General features: G+C 72.2%; 13 protein-coding genes, 1 tRNA gene and 1 riboswitch. Of the genes, 4 read left to right on the top strand and 10 right to left on the bottom strand.

Annotated features, from left to right (window positions below; translation table 11 throughout):
- Nucleotides 1–10 precede the first annotated feature (10 nt).
- Nucleotides 11–1,033: a hypothetical protein gene (locus OG550_RS22300; protein WP_327680207.1), complete on the top strand. Its 1,023-nt coding sequence runs from the start codon at nucleotides 11–13 to the stop codon at nucleotides 1,031–1,033.
- A gap of 175 nt (nucleotides 1,034–1,208) precedes the next feature.
- Here OG550_RS22300 and OG550_RS22295 read toward each other — a convergent pair whose 3' ends face one another.
- The 3 genes from OG550_RS22295 to OG550_RS22285 all read right to left on the bottom strand — a co-directional run bounded on the left by OG550_RS22295 (nucleotide 1,209) and on the right by OG550_RS22285 (nucleotide 2,872).
- On the bottom strand, nucleotides 1,209–1,586 hold the full coding sequence (locus tag OG550_RS22295; RefSeq protein ID WP_327680206.1) for a hypothetical protein: 378 nt from the start codon (nucleotides 1,584–1,586) through the stop codon (nucleotides 1,209–1,211).
- 150 nt (nucleotides 1,587–1,736) lie between these two features.
- On the bottom strand, nucleotides 1,737–2,648 hold the full coding sequence (locus tag OG550_RS22290; RefSeq protein WP_327680201.1) for a Bax inhibitor-1/YccA family protein: 912 nt from the start codon (nucleotides 2,646–2,648) through the stop codon (nucleotides 1,737–1,739).
- 142 nt (nucleotides 2,649–2,790) lie between these two features.
- A tRNA-Leu gene (locus OG550_RS22285) sits at nucleotides 2,791–2,872 on the bottom strand.
- A gap of 406 nt (nucleotides 2,873–3,278) precedes the next feature.
- Here OG550_RS22285 and OG550_RS22280 point away from each other — a divergent pair.
- Nucleotides 3,279–4,052, top strand: a complete 774-nt coding sequence (locus OG550_RS22280; protein WP_327680199.1) for an ABC transporter ATP-binding protein — start codon at nucleotides 3,279–3,281, stop codon at nucleotides 4,050–4,052.
- Between the two features lie 53 nt (nucleotides 4,053–4,105).
- Entirely contained in the window at nucleotides 4,106–6,664 is a 2,559-nt protein-coding gene (locus OG550_RS22275; RefSeq protein ID WP_327680197.1) for an ABC transporter permease, read from the top strand.
- A gap of 202 nt (nucleotides 6,665–6,866) precedes the next feature.
- On the opposite strand, the gene OG550_RS22270 is transcribed toward OG550_RS22275, so the two are convergent.
- The 7 genes from OG550_RS22270 to OG550_RS22240 form a co-directional block, all read right to left on the bottom strand.
- Nucleotides 6,867–8,252, bottom strand: a complete 1,386-nt coding sequence (locus tag OG550_RS22270) for an NAD(P)/FAD-dependent oxidoreductase (RefSeq protein WP_327680195.1) — start codon at nucleotides 8,250–8,252, stop codon at nucleotides 6,867–6,869.
- Nucleotides 8,253–8,688: 436 nt separating this feature from the next.
- Nucleotides 8,689–9,630 carry a Ppx/GppA phosphatase family protein gene (locus tag OG550_RS22265; RefSeq protein ID WP_327680193.1) on the bottom strand — a complete coding sequence of 314 codons (942 nt, stop codon included), beginning with the start codon at nucleotides 9,628–9,630 and terminating at the stop codon, nucleotides 8,689–8,691.
- Nucleotides 9,627–10,271: a DUF501 domain-containing protein gene (locus OG550_RS22260; protein ID WP_327680191.1), complete on the bottom strand. Its 645-nt coding sequence runs from the start codon at nucleotides 10,269–10,271 to the stop codon at nucleotides 9,627–9,629. Before OG550_RS22260 ends, OG550_RS22265 begins: the two co-directional genes overlap by 4 nt.
- The gene (locus OG550_RS22255; protein WP_327680189.1) at nucleotides 10,261–10,764 is read right to left on the bottom strand and encodes an FtsB family cell division protein; all 504 of its coding nucleotides are present in this window, start codon (nucleotides 10,762–10,764) and stop codon (nucleotides 10,261–10,263) included. The genes OG550_RS22260 and OG550_RS22255 overlap by 11 nt, the downstream gene beginning before the upstream one ends.
- A 110-nt stretch (nucleotides 10,765–10,874) precedes the next feature.
- The gene (gene eno, locus OG550_RS22250) at nucleotides 10,875–12,161 is read right to left on the bottom strand and encodes a phosphopyruvate hydratase (RefSeq protein WP_327680187.1); all 1,287 of its coding nucleotides are present in this window, start codon (nucleotides 12,159–12,161) and stop codon (nucleotides 10,875–10,877) included.
- A 334-nt stretch (nucleotides 12,162–12,495) separates the two neighbouring features.
- The gene (locus tag OG550_RS22245; RefSeq protein ID WP_327680185.1) at nucleotides 12,496–13,467 is read right to left on the bottom strand and encodes a LysM peptidoglycan-binding domain-containing protein; all 972 of its coding nucleotides are present in this window, start codon (nucleotides 13,465–13,467) and stop codon (nucleotides 12,496–12,498) included.
- Nucleotide 13,468: 1 nt separating this feature from the next.
- A riboswitch (cyclic di-AMP (ydaO/yuaA leader) is annotated at nucleotides 13,469–13,616 on the bottom strand.
- Between the two features lie 230 nt (nucleotides 13,617–13,846).
- The gene (locus OG550_RS22240) at nucleotides 13,847–15,145 is read right to left on the bottom strand and encodes a cytochrome P450 family protein (protein WP_327680183.1); all 1,299 of its coding nucleotides are present in this window, start codon (nucleotides 15,143–15,145) and stop codon (nucleotides 13,847–13,849) included.
- Nucleotides 15,146–15,302: 157 nt separating this feature from the next.
- Here OG550_RS22240 and OG550_RS22235 point away from each other — a divergent pair, with 157 nt between their 5' ends.
- The gene (locus tag OG550_RS22235; RefSeq protein ID WP_327680181.1) at nucleotides 15,303–15,728 is read left to right on the top strand and encodes an SDR family NAD(P)-dependent oxidoreductase; all 426 of its coding nucleotides are present in this window, start codon (nucleotides 15,303–15,305) and stop codon (nucleotides 15,726–15,728) included.
- The last annotated feature ends 38 nt before the right edge of the window (nucleotides 15,729–15,766 follow it).

Here is a 15,766-nt window from a genome sequence, read left to right as displayed (position 1 = left end):
AGTACGTTCCGTGAGCGCCGTCTACACCATCCTGCTGCTGATCCCGATCGCCGTGTCGACCGCCGTCCTGTTCCACCTCCGGGGAATCTCCCGCCGGTTGGACGCCCAGGCCGCGCGGGCCGCCGCGGCCGCCGCCGCCCCGGTCCCGGTCGACGAGGCCGCGATACGCCGGGCCGTCGCCGAGGCACTGGCCGCCGACCGCGAACGGGAGATCACCGAGGCCCGGGCGTTCTGGGCCGAGCAGGAGGCCCGCGCGGCCGAGGACGAGCCGCTGTTCGACTCGCCCTTCGCCGGTGTCTTCGGCAGCAGCGAGGAGTGGCCGCTCTTCTTCCCCCGCCCGACCGGCCCGCAGGACGCCGCCGACAACTCCGGGACCATGGACCCGGAGTTCGGCGAGGCGCTGCGCTCCGCGCTGGAGGACCTGATCAACGAGGGCGGCACCCACTCCGCCCGTCCCGCCGGGCCGGACACCGACGGCGGCGCCCCGCTGCACCCCGGCCACCCCGCCGGCCACCCGTCCGGCCACGCGGCCGGTCACCCCGCCGGTTACCCGTCCGGCCACCCCGCCGGCGAGACGGCCGGGGACGCCCGCGCCCGGCGCGAGGCCGACCTGCTGGCCACCGGCCTGGAGGCCGGACTGCTGGACACCGGATCGGCCGTCGAGGAGGCCCCGGTGGCCACCCCGGACCCGCGCCGCCACCCCTCGCACCCCGACTTCGTGCCCAGCCAGGCGCCGTCCCGCGAGTGGACCGACACCCGGCTGACCGCGCTCGCCGAGGAGGGCACCGCACTGGTCGACGTCCGCCCCGGCCCGCTCGGCACCCTGGACGTGTACGCCTTCGCCGACGGCACCACCCTCTGCGTCGCCCCGGGCGACCGCGAGGCCGCCTACCGGCTGATCGACGCGGTCCGGGCCGGCGAGAACGTCCGCCTGCTCGGCGGCTCCCGGTTCTCCGGCTCCTACTCGCTGACCTTCTCCACCGACGAGGACGCCGTGTACGTGCTCGCCGACCGGGTGGTGGCCAGCATCTGACGCAGCGACGGAGAGGCCGGCCGGGTCAAGGGGTTACCGACCCGGCCGGCCTCCGGCATGTCCGGGGCCGGAGCCGGGCCGCCCCGCCGCAGTACCACCCCCCGGGGGGCCCCACCGCCGTGCCACAGCCGCCATCGCCGTCGTCGTACGGGGGCCCCGACGGTACGGGTGCCGCTCAGCCGCAGAGCACGGCCGTCTCCGCCAGCCTGGACGCCGCCTCGGCCCGCACCGCCGCGACCGGCGTCGGGCCACCGGACTCCGCCGGCAGTGCCACCTCGCCGTCCCGGGGAAGCGCGGCCAGCGCCGCCACCAGGTCGTGCCCGGTCACCGCCAGCTGGTCGCCGACCGCGAACGCCCCGGCCTCCGGCAGCTCGCGCACCGGACCGCCCTCGGCCGCCTGCGCCACCGCGGCCATCCACCGGGCCAGGGCCAGCGCGGCCGCCGCCCGCGACGGGTGGCCGGGGACGGCCCCGTGCAGCCGGCTCTGCGGCATCGAACGGAACCGGTCCGCCAGGGCGTCGACGGCTTCGGCCAGGGTCTTCTCTTCGGGCATGCGGCGAGCATACGGCCCGCCCCGGGCCGCACCCGCGCACGAAAGCCGCCGGGCCCCGGAGCTGGTGCTCCGGGGCCCGGCGGCAGTGTGTGCGCAGAACGCGCGGGTCGTGCGGTCGTGCGGTCGTGCAGTCGTGCAGTCGTGCGGGGACTAGTCGTCGCCGCGCAGGATCGCGATCAGCCGCAGCATCTCGACGTAGATCCAGACCAGCGAGAGGGTGAGCCCGAAGGCGGCCCGCCAGGCCTCCTTCTGCGGCGCACCGTGCGCGATGGCCTCCTCGACGGCGGCGAAGTCCAGGGAGAGGAAGAAGGCACCGAGCGCGATGCCGACCACGCCGACCAGGATGCCCAGCGGGCCCGAGCGCAGCCCCATGTCCGCACCGAACACCATCGACGCGACCATGTTGACCAGCATCAGCAGCACGAAGCCCATGGCGATCGCGATGCCGATCCGCGTGTAGCGCGGGGTGACCCGGATCCGGCCGGTCTTGTAGGCGATCAGCATCGCCGCGAAGATCGCCGCCGTCCCCAGGACCGCCTGGATCGCGATGCCCGGCAGTGCGTTGTTGAGCACCTTGGTGATCGCGCCGAGCGCGAAGCCCTGGAGGGCCGCGTAGGCCAGGATCAGCGGCGGGCTGACGCTCCGCTTGAACGAGATCACCATGCCGACCACGAAGGCGATCAGCGAGGCGCCGACGGCGAGGCCGTAGTTGCGCTCCGGCAGGGCGAACCAGGCCAGACCGCCCGCGGCGACCAGGGTGAGCAGCGTCATCGCGGTGCGCGCGACGACGTCGTCCAGCGTCATCCGGCCGGTCTCCAGCGGACCGGCGGACGGCGCCCGGTACATCTCGACCAGCTGGTCGTCGGTCAGCGGTGCCTGACCCTGGGACTGCTGCGCGTAGGGGCTGCTCGCGTACGGGTTGTTGCCGTACGGGTTGTTGCCGTAGGGGTTGGTCGCGGGCTGGCCCCCGGCCGGCGGGGTCTGGGTGGTCCCGAAACCCGCGTAGCCGGACTCGCGGGTGAAGGACCCCTCCCGCGAGAAGACCGGGTTGCTGCTTCTCATTGCTCATTCCCTCCGTGGCGGCACTGCACCGCCCGAACCACAAGGGTAATGGCTTGGCAAAAAAACCAACATCCGCCGCGAGGAGGATCCGGCGGGGAACGTCCGGCGGGGACGCCGGTCGGCGTCCCCGCGGGTCGGTCGGTGCCCGGAGCCGGACTCGAACCGGCACGGCCTCACGGCCAAGCAGTTTTAAGCTGCCCGTGTCTGCGTTCCACCATCCGGGCCGTCCCGTGGACCGGCCTCGCCCGTGGACCGGAGAGCAGCGCTCCGCCCCCGTGCGGGCCACCCCTGAGCCTAGTCTCCCGGCCTCCCCTTTCGCATGTTCCGAGCCAGGGAAGTTGTCATGTTTCCTTGCCATCTGACGAACAGTTCGTGATCTGGCCACCCGAGGCGTGCGATCCGGCCACCGGCGTTCCGGTCAGGGTCTGCGTCATACCGCAGGAGGAGGGCGCCGGCCGGGCGTACGCCCAGCGGTGGTCAGGCCAACCGTCCGGCGGAGCGACGAGGAACCATGATCACGGGGTCGAGCATGGAGGTACGGCCGGAAGTCCCCCGGGAGGGGGCCCGGCCGGCCAGCGGATTCCCGGCAGCGTCCGGACCCGTCCTGCCCACGACCACAAGGAGCACCCCGTGACCACGTCGACCGCGACCGCCGTCCGCACCGGCCGGGCGGCCGCCCGCGCCACCGGCCTCAACAAGGTCTACGGGGAGGGCGAGACCCGCGTCGTCGCCCTGGACAACGTCAGCGTCACCTTCCCGCAGGGCGAGTTCACCGCCATCATGGGCCCCTCCGGCTCCGGCAAGTCGACCCTCATGCACTGCATGGCCGGCCTCGACACCGTCTCCTCCGGCTCCTCCACCATCGGCGACACCGAACTCGTCGGCCTCAAGGACAAGCAGCTCACCCAGCTGCGCCGCGACCACATCGGCTTCATCTTCCAGGCCTTCAACCTGCTCCCCACCCTGACCGCCCTGGAGAACATCACCCTCCCGATGGACATCGCCGGCCGCAAGGCCGACAAGCAGTGGCTGGACCGCGTCGTGGACACCGTCGGCCTCTCCGGCCGCCTCTCCCACCGCCCCAGCCAGCTCTCCGGCGGCCAGCAGCAGCGCGTCGCCTGCGCCCGCGCCCTCGCGAGCAAGCCCGACATCGTCTTCGCCGACGAGCCCACCGGCAACCTCGACTCCCGCTCCGGCGCCGAGATCCTCTCCTTCCTGCGCAACTCCGTCCGCGAGCTCGGCCAGACCGTCGTCATGGTGACCCACGACCCCGTCGCCGCCGCCTACGCCGACCGCGTCGTCTTCCTCGCCGACGGCCGCATCGTCGACGAGCTCCACCAGCCCACCGCCGACACCGTCCTGGACCGCATGCGCCGCTTCGACGCCAAGGGCCGCACCAGCTGACGACCGGACAGCCGACCGCCCCCCTCCCAGACCCAGGACACCCGGGACACCCCATGTATCGCACCGCACTGCGCAACGTGCTGGCCCACAAGGGCCGACTCCTGATGACCGCGCTCGCCGTCATGCTCGGAACGGCCTTCGTCGCCGGCACCATGGTCTTCTCCGACACCTTCGGCAAGGCCATGCGGGACAGCAACTCCAAGAGCTACTCGGACGTGTCGGTCCAGGTCGTCGACAACTCCGCCGGTTCCACGGCCAGCGTCAAGGAGCGGAGCGAGGCGAACCCGGTCACCCTGACCGACGCGACCGTCCAGCAGCTCGCCGCGCTGCCGGGCACCGCCTCCACCCGGGGCGTGGTCAGCGGCTTCACCGGTGTCGCCGACAAGAAGGGCGACCTGGTCGGCGAGGCCTGGTCGGCCAAGGGCGCGAACTACACCCCCGGCCCGGACGGCAAGGACGCCCGCTACCCGATGGCCGAGGGCCAGGGGCCGCGGACGGCCAAGGAGGTCGCCCTCGACCGGAAGACCGCCGACAAGGCCGGCTACAAGGTCGGCGACACCGTCCGCTTCGCCTCCAACGGCCCGGTCGTCGAGGCCCGGCTCACCGGCGTGTTCACCACCGACGACCCGGTCGTGAACACCGGCGGCACGCTCACCCTGTTCGACCGCGCCACCGCCCAGCAGCTGCTGCTGGAGCCCGGCCGCTACAGCAGCATCGTGCTCACCACCAAGCCCGGCACCACCCAGGACGCCCTGCTCTCCCAGGTCGACCGGCAGCTCAAGCCCGACCAGCAGATCGAGGTCCGCACCGGCGAGCAGCTCAAGGCCGAGGAGGAGCGGATGATCACCAGCGGCACCGAGGGCATGCGCTCCATGCTGCTCTCGTTCGCCGCGATCTCGCTCTTCGTCGGCATCTTCATCATCGCCAACACCTTCACCATGCTGGTCGCCCAGCGCACCAAGGAGCTGGCACTGCTCCGCGCGATCGGCGCCAGCCGCAAGCAGGTCACCCGGTCCGTCCTGGTCGAGGCCCTGGCGATCGGCACCGTGTCGGCGGTGGCCGGCCTGGTCGCCGGCGTCGGCATCGGCGCCGGGCTGCAGTCCCTCGTCGCCGCGCTGGACGACGGCATGCCGACCGGTTCGCTGGTCGTCAAGCCGCTGACCGTGGCGGTCACCGTGGTCGTCGGCATCCTGGTGACGGTGCTGTCCGCGCTGCTGCCCGCCCTGCGCGCCTCCCGGATCGCCCCGGTGGCCGCGATGAGCAGCGGCGACCAGCCCGCCTCCCAGAAGTCGCTGGTCGTCCGGAACGTGATCGGCTCGCTGCTGGCCGCCGGCGGCATCGCACTGGTCGCCTTCGGCGCGGCCAAGGGCAACTCCGACGGCCGGATGCCGGTCGCGGTCGGCGCCCTGCTCGCCGTCCTCGGCGTCTTCATCCTGCTGCCGCTGCTCTCCCGCCCGGTGATCGCCCTGGTCGGACCGGTCCTCGGCGGACTGTTCGGCATGCCCGGCAAGCTGGCCCGGCAGAACGCGGTGCGCAACCCGCGCCGCACCGCCGCCACCGCCGCCGCGCTCACCATCGGACTGGCCCTGGTCACCGGGCTCACCGTGATCGGCGCCTCGGTCTCCAGCGCGGTCGACAAGGCCGTCACCAGCGCGATGAAGGCCGACTTCATGGTCTCGGCCGCCAACCGCATGGACCTCTCCGACAAGGTCCCGGACGAGATCGCCAAGGCCCCCGGGGTCAGCGCCTCCTCGCCGCTGACCAACGCCTACTGGGAGCTCAACGGCACCAGCAAGGAGATCACCGGGTTCAACCCGGACAGCTTCGACAAGCTGGTCTCGGTCCAGCTGAAGAGCGGCTCGCTCGCCGCCCTGGGCAAGGGCCAGCTGCTGATCGACGACAAGGTCGCCGAGAAGTTCAACGCCACCACCGGCTCGACGCTCAACGTCACGGTCCGGGGCGCGAACGCCGGCGCCCTGACCGTCGGCGGCGTCTACGCCGCGGACGACATGCTCGGCCAGGTCATGGTGTCCAACAGCGAGGTCCTCAAGCGCGATCCGCAGCCCTACCTGAAGAGCGTCCTGGTCAAGGGCACCGACGGGGAGAGCGAGGGCCTCCGGCAGGCGCTGAAGAGCGCCACCGGCTCCAACCCGGTGATCGAGGTCAAGTCCAAGCAGGACGTCCGCGACGACTTCAGCCAGATCATCACCTTCGCGCTGAACATGATGTACGGCCTGCTGGCGATGTCCGTGGTGGTCGCGGTCCTCGGGGTGATCAACACCCTGGCGATGTCGGTCTTCGAGCGGAAGCGCGAGATCGGCATGCTGCGGGCGATCGGCCTGGACCGCGGCGGGATCAAGCGGATGGTCCGGCTGGAGTCCGTGGTGATCTCGGTCTTCGGCGCCGGCATCGGCGTCCTGCTCGGCGCCTTCACGGCCTGGGCGATCAACGGCACCCTGAAGTCCACCATGCCGACCCTGACCACGGTCCTCCCGTTCGGCCAGCTGCTGCTCTTCCTGGCGCTGGCGGGCGTGGTCGGCCTGGTCGCCGCCTTCTGGCCCGCCCGCCGGGCGTCCAAGCTGGACATCCTGGCGAGCATCAAGACCGACTGACCCGGGGTCGGGCGCGGTACCGACCGCACCGACACGGGAAGGCCCCCGCCAGAGGGTTCGGCGGGGGCCTTCTCGTACTTCTCGTACTCCGCCCGACTCGCACAGCCGGCTGAGCACCACGGAGGTCGTGGTCCGGCAGCGCTGCCGGGCGGAGGGCCTCCGACTCATACCCCGGTGCTCCCACACCGGGGTCCGTAGTCGCTTACTTGCTGCTGGCGAGCTCCTTGTCGGCGGCCGGGGCGGCGGCCGGCTTGGCGGCCTCGACCGGCTTCGGCGCGGGACCCGCGGCCTCCTGGAACGCCTCGTACGGCTTCTCCATCTGCGACAGGCCGACGGCCTCGCGCTTCAGGAACACGGCCAGGGTCCAGTCGGTGAAGACGCGCACCTTGCGGTTCATGGTGGGGACCATGGCGCCGTGGTACAGGCGGTGGAACCACCAGGCCGGACGGCCCTTCAGCTTGTACTTGCCGAAGAGGATCGCCACGCCCTTGTGCAGGCCGAGGCCGGCGACCGCACCCAGGTTCTTGTGCTTGTACTCCTGCTGCGGGAAACCACGCATGCCGGAGATGACGTTGTCACCGAGGACGGCGGCCTGACGGACGGCGTGCTGCGCGTTCGGCGGGCACCAGGCGCCCTCGCCGGCGGCGAGGTCCGGCACCTGGGCGTTGTCGCCGGCGGCCCAGACGTAGTCGAAGCCCTGGACCTGGAGGGTCGGCGCGGTGTCGACGTGGCCGCGGGGGCCCAGCGGCAGACCGAACTCGGACAGCACCGGGTTCGGCTTCACGCCGGCGGTCCACACGATGGTGGAGGCGTCCGCCTCGACGCCGTTCTTCAGCACGACGTGCTGGTCGACGCAGGAGTCCATCGAGGTCTCGATGTAGATCTCGATCTGGCGCTCTTCGAGCTTCTCCTTGGTCCACAGACCGAGGTCCGGGCCCATCTCCGGGAGGATGCGGTTGGCCGCCTCCACCAGGATGAAGCGCATGTCGTCGCGGCCGACCGTCTTGTAGATCTTGGCGGCGTCGCGCGCCATGTCCTCGATCTCGGCGATCGTCTCGACGCCGGCGAAGCCGCCGCCGACGACGACGAAGGTCAGCGCCTTGCGGCGGATCGCCTCGTCCGTGGTGGACTCGGCCTTGTCCAGCTGCGCCATGACGTGGTTGCGGAGGCTGATGGCCTCCTCCACGGTCTTCATGCCGATGCCGTGCTCCGCGAGACCCGGGATCGGGAAGGTGCGGGAGACCGAGCCGGTCGCGACGACCAGGTACTCGAAGGGCAGCTCGTACGAGTCGCCGGCCGCGGGCTGGATGGTGGCGACCTTGCGGGCGTGGTCCACACCGGTGACAGCACCGGTGAGCACCTCCGCCTTCTTGAGGGCGCTGCGCAGCGGCGCGACGAGGTTTCGGGGCGCGACGTTGCCGCCGGCCGCCTCGGGGAGGAAAGGCAGGTACGTCATGTACGACCGCGGGTCGACGACCGTGACGGTCGCTTCGCCGTAACGCATCTTCTTGAGGATGCGCATCGCGGCATACAGGCCGACGTAACCACCGCCGACAATGAGGATGCGAGGACGCTCCGTGGTGCTCATATCCGAAAGTATCCAGCACCGTTCGGAGCAGCCTTCGTGAGCCCGCTCACAAGCTCCTGGACACCCCGTGCTACACTTCGCGCCCCCAAATCGACCCCCGGGTCGGCTCCTCATGGCCGACCGGACCCCCCGGCGAGCACGTCCGTTCGAACGGCCCCGCTGAGCAGCAACGATCCGCATGGGGCCCGGGTTCCCCTATGGGGTTTCGATTTTCAAACCTCTGGTGCGACGGAACCTGCGATCCAGCGGGCATCATGCCGAACGGGCCTTCGGTCCCACATATCGGACGGACCGGACCGCTCGGGGCGGCGAAAGGGCGGATCTCCATGTGAAGAAATTCACGAACTTTCCCGCACGGGCCCGGGCGCGCCCCGGCCCCGGGGCCCGTGGCGGGGCCCCGGGGCCGGTGGAACAGCAGGCCGCGGGCGGCGCGCGGTCAGGAGGCGATGCTCCAGGCGATGCCGTCCAGGATGTCGTGCTCGCTGACGACCACCTCGGCGGCGCCGGTCCGCTCCATGATCTCCAGCAGCTCCAGCGCGCCGGCGGCGATCACGTCCACCCGGCCCGGGTGCATCGAGGGGATCGCCGCCCGCTCCGCGTGGGTGGCGTGCAGCAGCCGGTCGGCGATCGCGGCCACCTCGTCGCGGCTCATCCGGGAGTGGTGGATCGCCTCGGAGTCGTACCCGGGCAGGTCCTGGGCGATCGCCGAGATGGTGGTGACCGTCCCGGCCAGGCCGACCAGGGTGGCCGCCCCGGTCAGCGGGACGGCCTCCTCCGCCCGGTCCAGCTCGGCCCGGACGTGCGCGCGCGCGTCCGCCACCTGCTCGTCCGAGGGCAGCTCGGCGCCGCCGAAGTGGCGCTCGGTCAGCCGGACGCAGCCGATGTCCACCGAACGCGCGGCCCGCACGTCCTCGTCGCCGAGCACGAACTCGGTCGAGCCGCCACCCAGGTCGAAGACCAGGTACGGCGCCGGGAACTGACCGCCGGTGAACTCCTTGGTGGCCCCGACGAAGGAGAGGTGGGCCTCCTCCTCGCCGCTGACCACCTCGGGCTCGACGCCCAGGATGTCGCGCACGCCCTCGATGTACTCGGCGCTGTTCTCGGCGTCCCGGGATGCGCTGGTGGCCACGAAGCGGATCCGCTCGGGGCCGACCCCGAAGCCGGAGACGACCTCCGCGTACTCCCGGCAGGCCGCGAAGGTGCGGGCCAGCGCGTCCGGGTGCAGCCGGCCGGTCCGGTCGACGCCCTGGCCGAGCCGGTTGATGACCATCCGCCGGTCGAGGTCGGTGATCGCCCCGGTCTCCGGGTCGAGGTCGGCGACCAGCAGCCGGATCGAGTTGGTGCCGCAGTCGATCGCGGCGACCCTGGTGACGGTCATTCCCCGGCCTCCCCGGCCTCCTGGGCGGCCCGCTTGGCGGCCCGCTCGACGGCCTTCTGCTCCTTGGCCGCGATCACGGCCGCGTTGTCCTGGTCCTTGGCCCGGTTGCGGGCCACCCGCGCACCGGCCTCGGCGACCTCGTCGGCGGAGACGCAGGGGCCCTTGGCCCACCAGTCCTCCAGCATGCCGATCGCCTCGTCGCCCAGCGGGTTGACGCCCTCGCCGGCCGCCAGCGAGTGGCCGACCAGCACGTGCAGGCACTTGACCCGGTCCGGCATGCCGCCGGCGCTCGGGAAGCCCTCCAGCACCTCGATGGCGTCGCGGCGGGCGATGTAGTCCTCGTGCGCCCCCTGGTACGCGGCGGCCAGCTCCGGGTCCTCGGCCAGCCGGGCCGTCTGGTCCTTCATCACGCCGTCCGCCTCCAGGGTGCCGATCAGCGAGGCGGCCTTGGGGCAGGTCAGGTAGTACAGCGTCGGGAACGGCGTGCCGTCCGGCAGCCGGGGAGCGGTCTCCACGACGTCCGGGTTGCCGCAGGGGCAGCGGTGGGCCACGCCGCGCAGGCCGCGCGGGACCCGGCCGAGCTGCGCGGCGATGGCCGCGACGTCCTCGTCGGAGACGGTGGGGTGGTTCTCAGTGGTCATGGGGGGAGCTGTCTCCGGCGGGGACGGGGGCGGGTGGTGAGGGAGGGGCGGAGGCGGCGGCCGGAGCCCGGGCGGGGGCCGCCGCGACGGTGGCGGCGGCGTCCACCGAGTCCCAGACGCTGGCGTACCAGGGCCTGCCGGTCTTGACCGGCCCGGCGGCCGGGTCCTGCGCGGGCGGCGGTGCGCCGAGGGACGACCCGGACCCGCCCGGGGCGGCCGGGTCCACCGCGATGTACGGGGTCTCCCCCGGCATCGCGTAGTGCAGCCGGGCGCGGGCCTGGACCTTGACGTACTCCGGGTCCTGCCAGCGGGCCTTCTCCCGGCGGAGCTGCTCGACCTGCTGCCGGGCGTGCTCGGCCTTGGCCCGCTGCGCGGTGATCTCGGAGCGCTGGGAGATGAACTGCCGGGTCGGGTACGCCAGGATCGCCACCAGTGAGCAGAGCACCAGGACGAGGACGGTCGCCCGGCTCGTGAACCGAGGCCGGGCCGCCAAGCCCGGGATCCTCCAGCCTGCCATCTCCGGTGTCCCCTCCTGGTCGCGACGGTGCCCCGCCGTCCACCCTACGGGGTGAACAGGCGGGGCACCGGCGGGAGCTGTGTGTGTCAGCCCTCGTACTTGAACCGCGGGAAGGCGCCGCGGCCGGCGTACTCGGCGGCGTCGTCGAGGATCTCCTCGATGCGCAGCAGCTGGTTGTACTTGGCGACGCGCTCGGAGCGGGCCGGGGCACCGGTCTTGATCTGGCCGCAGTTGGTCGCGACGGCCAGGTCGGCGATGGTGACGTCCTCGGTCTCGCCGGAGCGGTGCGACATCATGCAGCGGTAGCCGTTGCGCTGGGCCAGCTCGACGGCGTCCAGGGTCTCGGTCAGCGAGCCGATCTGGTTCACCTTCACCAGCAGCGCGTTGGCGGTGCCGGTCTCGATGCCGCGGGACAGGCGGGCCGGGTTGGTGACGAACAGGTCGTCGCCGACGATCTGGACCTTGTCGCCCAGCTTGTCGGTCATGGCCTTCCAGCCGTCCCAGTCGGACTCGTCCAGCGGGTCCTCGATGGAGACCAGCGGGTAGGCGGCGACCAGGCCGGCGTAGTACTCGATGAGCTCGGCGGAGGTGAGCGCCTTGCCCTCGAACTGGTAGGCGCCGTCCTCGTAGAACTCGGAGGAGGCGACGTCCAGCGCCAGCGCGACGTCCTTGCCCGGCACGTAGCCGGCCTTCTGGATGGCCTCGACGATGAGGTCCAGGGCCTCCCGGTTGGAGTCCAGGTTCGGGGCGAAGCCGCCCTCGTCGCCCAGGCCGGTGGAGAGGCCGCGCTCCTTCAGCACGCCCTTGAGGGTGTGGTAGACCTCGACGCCCCAGCGGACGGCCTCGGAGAAGGACTCCGCGCCGATCGGGGCGATCATGAACTCCTGGATGTCGACGTTGGAGTCCGCGTGCGAGCCGCCGTTGAGGATGTTCATCATCGGGACCGGCAGGACGTGCGCGTTCGGGCCGCCCAGGTAGCGGAACAGCGGCAGGTCGCTGGCCTCGGAGGCGGCGTGCGCGACGGCCAGCGAGACGCCCAGGATGGCGTTGGCGCCCAGCGAGGACTTGTCCGGGGTGGCGTCCAGGTCGAGCATGGCCTGGTCGATCAGGCGCTGCTCGGTGGCGTCGTAGCCCACCAGCTCCGGGCCGATCTGCTCGATGACGGCCAGGACGGCCTTCTCCACGCCCTTGCCGAAGTAGCGGTTCTTGTCGCCGTCGCGGAGCTCCAGCGCCTCGAAGGCACCGGTGGAGGCACCCGACGGGACAGCGGCACGGCCGGTGCTGCCGTCGTCGAGGCCGACCTCGACCTCGACCGTGGGGTTGCCACGCGAGTCGAGGATCTCACGGGCTACGACGACATCGATGGACGGCACGAGGCATCTCCTAGCGGAAGACGGTTCGGCTGACGGTGGGGTGCTGTCGGCCGGACGATTGCGGAGTCGTTACGACCAGAGCCTAACCGCACGGGCTCTCCGGGCCACGTCGGCCTCGGTCCCGTCTCAGCGTGTGGCACTGCTACCCACCGGTAGTTCACCTGGTTGACCCACGGGGAGGGGCCGGATCCGGACGAAGGGGGACGAGACCGGCCGGCCCCGCCCCCCTGCCGCCGGTCCGTCGACCGGACGGCCCGGCCCGGTCGAACCGGCCCGGCCCGAACGGACGGAGCGGGCCGGACGGACCGTGCGGGCCGGACGGAGCGGACCGGCATCAGCCGAGGGTCAGCACCTGGCCGGGGACGATCAGGTCCGGGTCGCCGCCGACCGTGCCGCGGTTGCCGTCGTACAGCGCCTGCCAGCCGCCGGAGACGCCCTGGCCGGCGGCGATGCCGGCGAGCGTGTCACCGGCCTGGACGGTGTAGCCGTGGCCGGCGCGCTGCTGGGCGGCCGGAGCGCTCTGGGCGGCCGGGGCACTCTGGGCGGCGGCCGGGGCGGCGTACTGCTGGTAGACGCTCTGGTGGCTGGTCCAGTACCAGGCGCCGTTGTTCTGGTACCAGAACACCTTCGCGTCGGCGTCCCAGCCGGCCTTGCCGGCGAACGACGGGGCCTGCGCGTTCTGCTGCACCTGCGGCTGGGCCTGCTCGGCGCGCTGCTGCACGTACTGCTCGGCCTGCGGCTTCGGGGCCTGCTGCTGCGGCTGGGCCTGCGGCTTGGGGGCGGCGTGCTTCGGGGCCTGCTGCGGCTGCTGGGCGGGCTTCGGCGTCTCGGGCTTCGGCGAGGCGTGCTTCGGCGCCGTCGGCTGCTGGGCCGCCGGCTTGGCGTCCGCCGAGGAGTCCGCCGAGGTGTCGACCGACGCCGGGGCGCCGCCCTTGCTCAGACCGGCCTTCTTGGAGCAGACCGGCCAGGCGCCCGGGCCCTGCGAGGCGAGGACCTTCTCCGCCACCGAGATCTGCTGCGCCTTGGAGGCCTGGTTGGCCTGCGGCGCGTACGCGGTGCCGCCGAACGCCTTCCAGGTGCTGGAGGTGAACTGCAGGCCGCCGTAGAAGCCGTTGCCGGTGTTGATGCTCCAGTTGCCGCCCGCCTCGCACTGGGCGACGGCGTCCCAGGTGGAGACCGGGGCGGCGGAGGCGCCGGTGGCGCTGAGGATCGGCATCGCCAGGCCGACGCCGGCGACACCGGCTACGGCGATGGCCTTCTCGGTCTGGGTGCGACGACGGTGACGGCCGTTTCCAACGAACAGCATGAAGGTCCCTCTCCGCACGCCTGCGAGGTGAGCTGTCGGGTTCGGACCGGGAGGTGGCCCGGCCGCACGAGGCGGCTTCACCCCAAGCCGTGGGGACGGCAACAAACCTGGTTCCCCCGCCCCTGCCCAGGGTCTGGTCGGTTTCCCGGGGCACGGCGGGCAGGACTCGGCGTTCCGTGCTCGGGGCTCGCAGCTGCGAACTCCAGGGAGAGTAGACAGATCCGCGGAGCAATCACAAGCTCATATCGTCGGTATCACACGGAAATCACGTCAGGCGATCGATTGCCCACCAACAGAGGCGCTATGTCCGGGTTGATGGTGGTTCAACCCACGCACAGAGGCGCGCCGGAGACCCGCCGTCAGCGTGTCGCGGGCCGGGTCAGCCGACAGCCGGAGTGTCGGCGGAAGGTCCGGTAGGAGCCTCCGTGGGCGCTTTCTCCGGGGTGAATTCCACCGGAAGTTCACGAAGTCCACGCATGATCAGACCACCGCGCCACCGCAGGTCCCCGGGACTGCCCGCGAGCCGCAGATCGGGCAGCCGGGTGAGCAGGGTGGCCAGCGCGGCCCTCCCCTCCAACCGGGCCAGCGGGGCGCCGATGCAGTAGTGGATGCCGTGCCCGAAGCCCAGGTGCGGGTTGTCCGCGCGCGCCAGGTCGAGGGTGTTCTCGTCGGCGAACCGCGCCGGATCGCGGTCCGCCGCCGCGAGCACCACCAGCACCGGGTCACCGACCGGGATCTCCACTCCGCCGATGGTCAGTGGGCTGGTCGCGAACCGCCAGGTCGCCAGCTCCACCGGCCCGTCGTAGCGGAGGAGTTCCTCGATCCCGGTCTCCAGCAGACCGCTCTCGCCCCGGGCGATCGAATCCTGGAGCAGCGCCCGCTGCCCCTGGTTGCGCAGCAGCGCGTAGGTGCCGTTGCCGATCAGGTTGACGGTCGTCTCGAACCCGGCGAAGAGCAGGATGAAGGCCATCGCCGCGGCCTCGTTCTCGGTGAGGTGCTCACCGTGGTCGCTGGCCCGGATCAGCCCGGAGATCAGGTCGTCCCCGGGGTCCGCCCGCTTGCGGTGGATCAGCTCCGCCAGGTACGCGCGCATCCTCTTCACCGCGCGCCCCACGCCACCGCGCTGACCACCGCCGTGCCGGATCATCATCCCGGCCCAGTCCCGGAAGTCGTCCTGGTCCTCCGGCGGCACCCCGAGCATGTCGCAGATCGCGTAGATGGGGAGCGGGAAGGCGAACTCGTGGATGAGGTCGGCGCTCCCGCGCTGCGCGAAGCCGTCGATCAGCCGGTCGGTCAGCTGCTGCACCCGGGGCTCGAAGGCCGCCACCCGGCGCGGCGTGAACGCCTTCGACACCAGGCGGCGCAGCCGGGTGTGGTCCGGCGGGTCGATGTTCAGCAGGTGCGTCATCAGGTCGGCCTGGCGCTCCCCCGGGATGCCCACCCGGCCGGTGCGGTGCGCCTGCCCGCTGTGGTGCACCGGGTTCTTCGAGAGCCGGCCGTCCGCCAGCGCCTGCCGGGCGTCCGCGTACCGCGTCACCAGCCACGCCTCCACCCCGCTCGGCAGGGTGGTGCGGTGCACCGGCTCGTGCTCCCGGAGCCAGGCGTACGCCGGGTACGGGTCGGCGGCGAACTCCCAGGTGAAGAGCGGAGGGCGGTCGGAGGCGGGCTGAACTGGCATGGGAGGACGGTATCCCGGGTGTACTCCGGACCCGGGAGGCGTGAGCCTGGTCACCTGAGGGGTATTCCCTGTTGCGGGGGGTCAGGACGTGCCTACGATCCTCCGCAAGATGTCCGTGGGCGCCGGTGCGGAGCCGCCCACAGGGAGGAGCAACACCATGCGGGTCACCGGTTCGGTCGTCGTGATCGCAGTACTCAACGGCGGGTCGGGGGCCGACCTCGCCCGCAGGTTCACGGCCGCCGGAGCCGCCGGGCTCCTCATCGCCGACCAGCAGGTCGGCATCGCCGAGGACCTCGCGACGGAGCTCGACCGACCGGGCTGTCCGGTCGTCGGCGTCTGCGGCGACATCCGCCGCCCCAGCGACGTCGCCGCCCTCGTCGACACCGCCGAGAAGCACCTGGGACCGATCGACCTGTTCTGTGTGGCCGGACCGGGCGGCGAGCGGATCGTCTCGCTCGCCGAACTGCCCGCCCACCTCGACCTGGAGCGGCTCGCGGAACTGGTCGCGCTGGTCGGCGAGGCGATCGGCGAGGTCGTCCCGGCGCAGCGGCGGCGGCCCGTGGAGGACGTCGCGCGGGTCTGAGGGGGCGGGGGCGCGGGCGGAGCCGGCCGCGCGGGCGG

Origin of the sequence: Kitasatospora sp. NBC_00458, assembly GCF_036013975.1 — a bacterium.
Taxonomy (GTDB): domain Bacteria; phylum Actinomycetota; class Actinomycetes; order Streptomycetales; family Streptomycetaceae; genus Kitasatospora.
Note: the sequence above shows the minus strand (reverse complement) of the source record. Positions and strands in the feature narration are given on the sequence as shown.

Bases quoted from the DNA above. Each gene is read 5' to 3' on its own strand.
- OG550_RS22270 (WP_327680195.1), bottom strand. From the start codon at position 8,252: ATGAGCACCACGGAGCGTCCTCGCATCCTCATTGTCGGCGGTGGTTAC.
- OG550_RS22265 (WP_327680193.1), bottom strand. From the start codon at position 9,630: ATGACCGTCACCAGGGTCGCCGCGATCGACTGCGGCACCAACTCGATC.
- OG550_RS22240 (WP_327680183.1), bottom strand. From the start codon at position 15,145: ATGCCAGTTCAGCCCGCCTCCGACCGCCCTCCGCTCTTCACCTGGGAG.
- OG550_RS22235 (WP_327680181.1), top strand. From the start codon at position 15,303: ATGCGGGTCACCGGTTCGGTCGTCGTGATCGCAGTACTCAACGGCGGG.
- OG550_RS22295 (WP_327680206.1), bottom strand. From the start codon at position 1,586: ATGCCCGAAGAGAAGACCCTGGCCGAAGCCGTCGACGCCCTGGCGGAC.
- OG550_RS22260 (WP_327680191.1), bottom strand. From the start codon at position 10,271: ATGACCACTGAGAACCACCCCACCGTCTCCGACGAGGACGTCGCGGCC.
- OG550_RS22275 (WP_327680197.1), top strand. From the start codon at position 4,106: ATGTATCGCACCGCACTGCGCAACGTGCTGGCCCACAAGGGCCGACTC.
- OG550_RS22245 (WP_327680185.1), bottom strand. From the start codon at position 13,467: ATGCTGTTCGTTGGAAACGGCCGTCACCGTCGTCGCACCCAGACCGAG.
- OG550_RS22290 (WP_327680201.1), bottom strand. From the start codon at position 2,648: ATGAGAAGCAGCAACCCGGTCTTCTCGCGGGAGGGGTCCTTCACCCGC.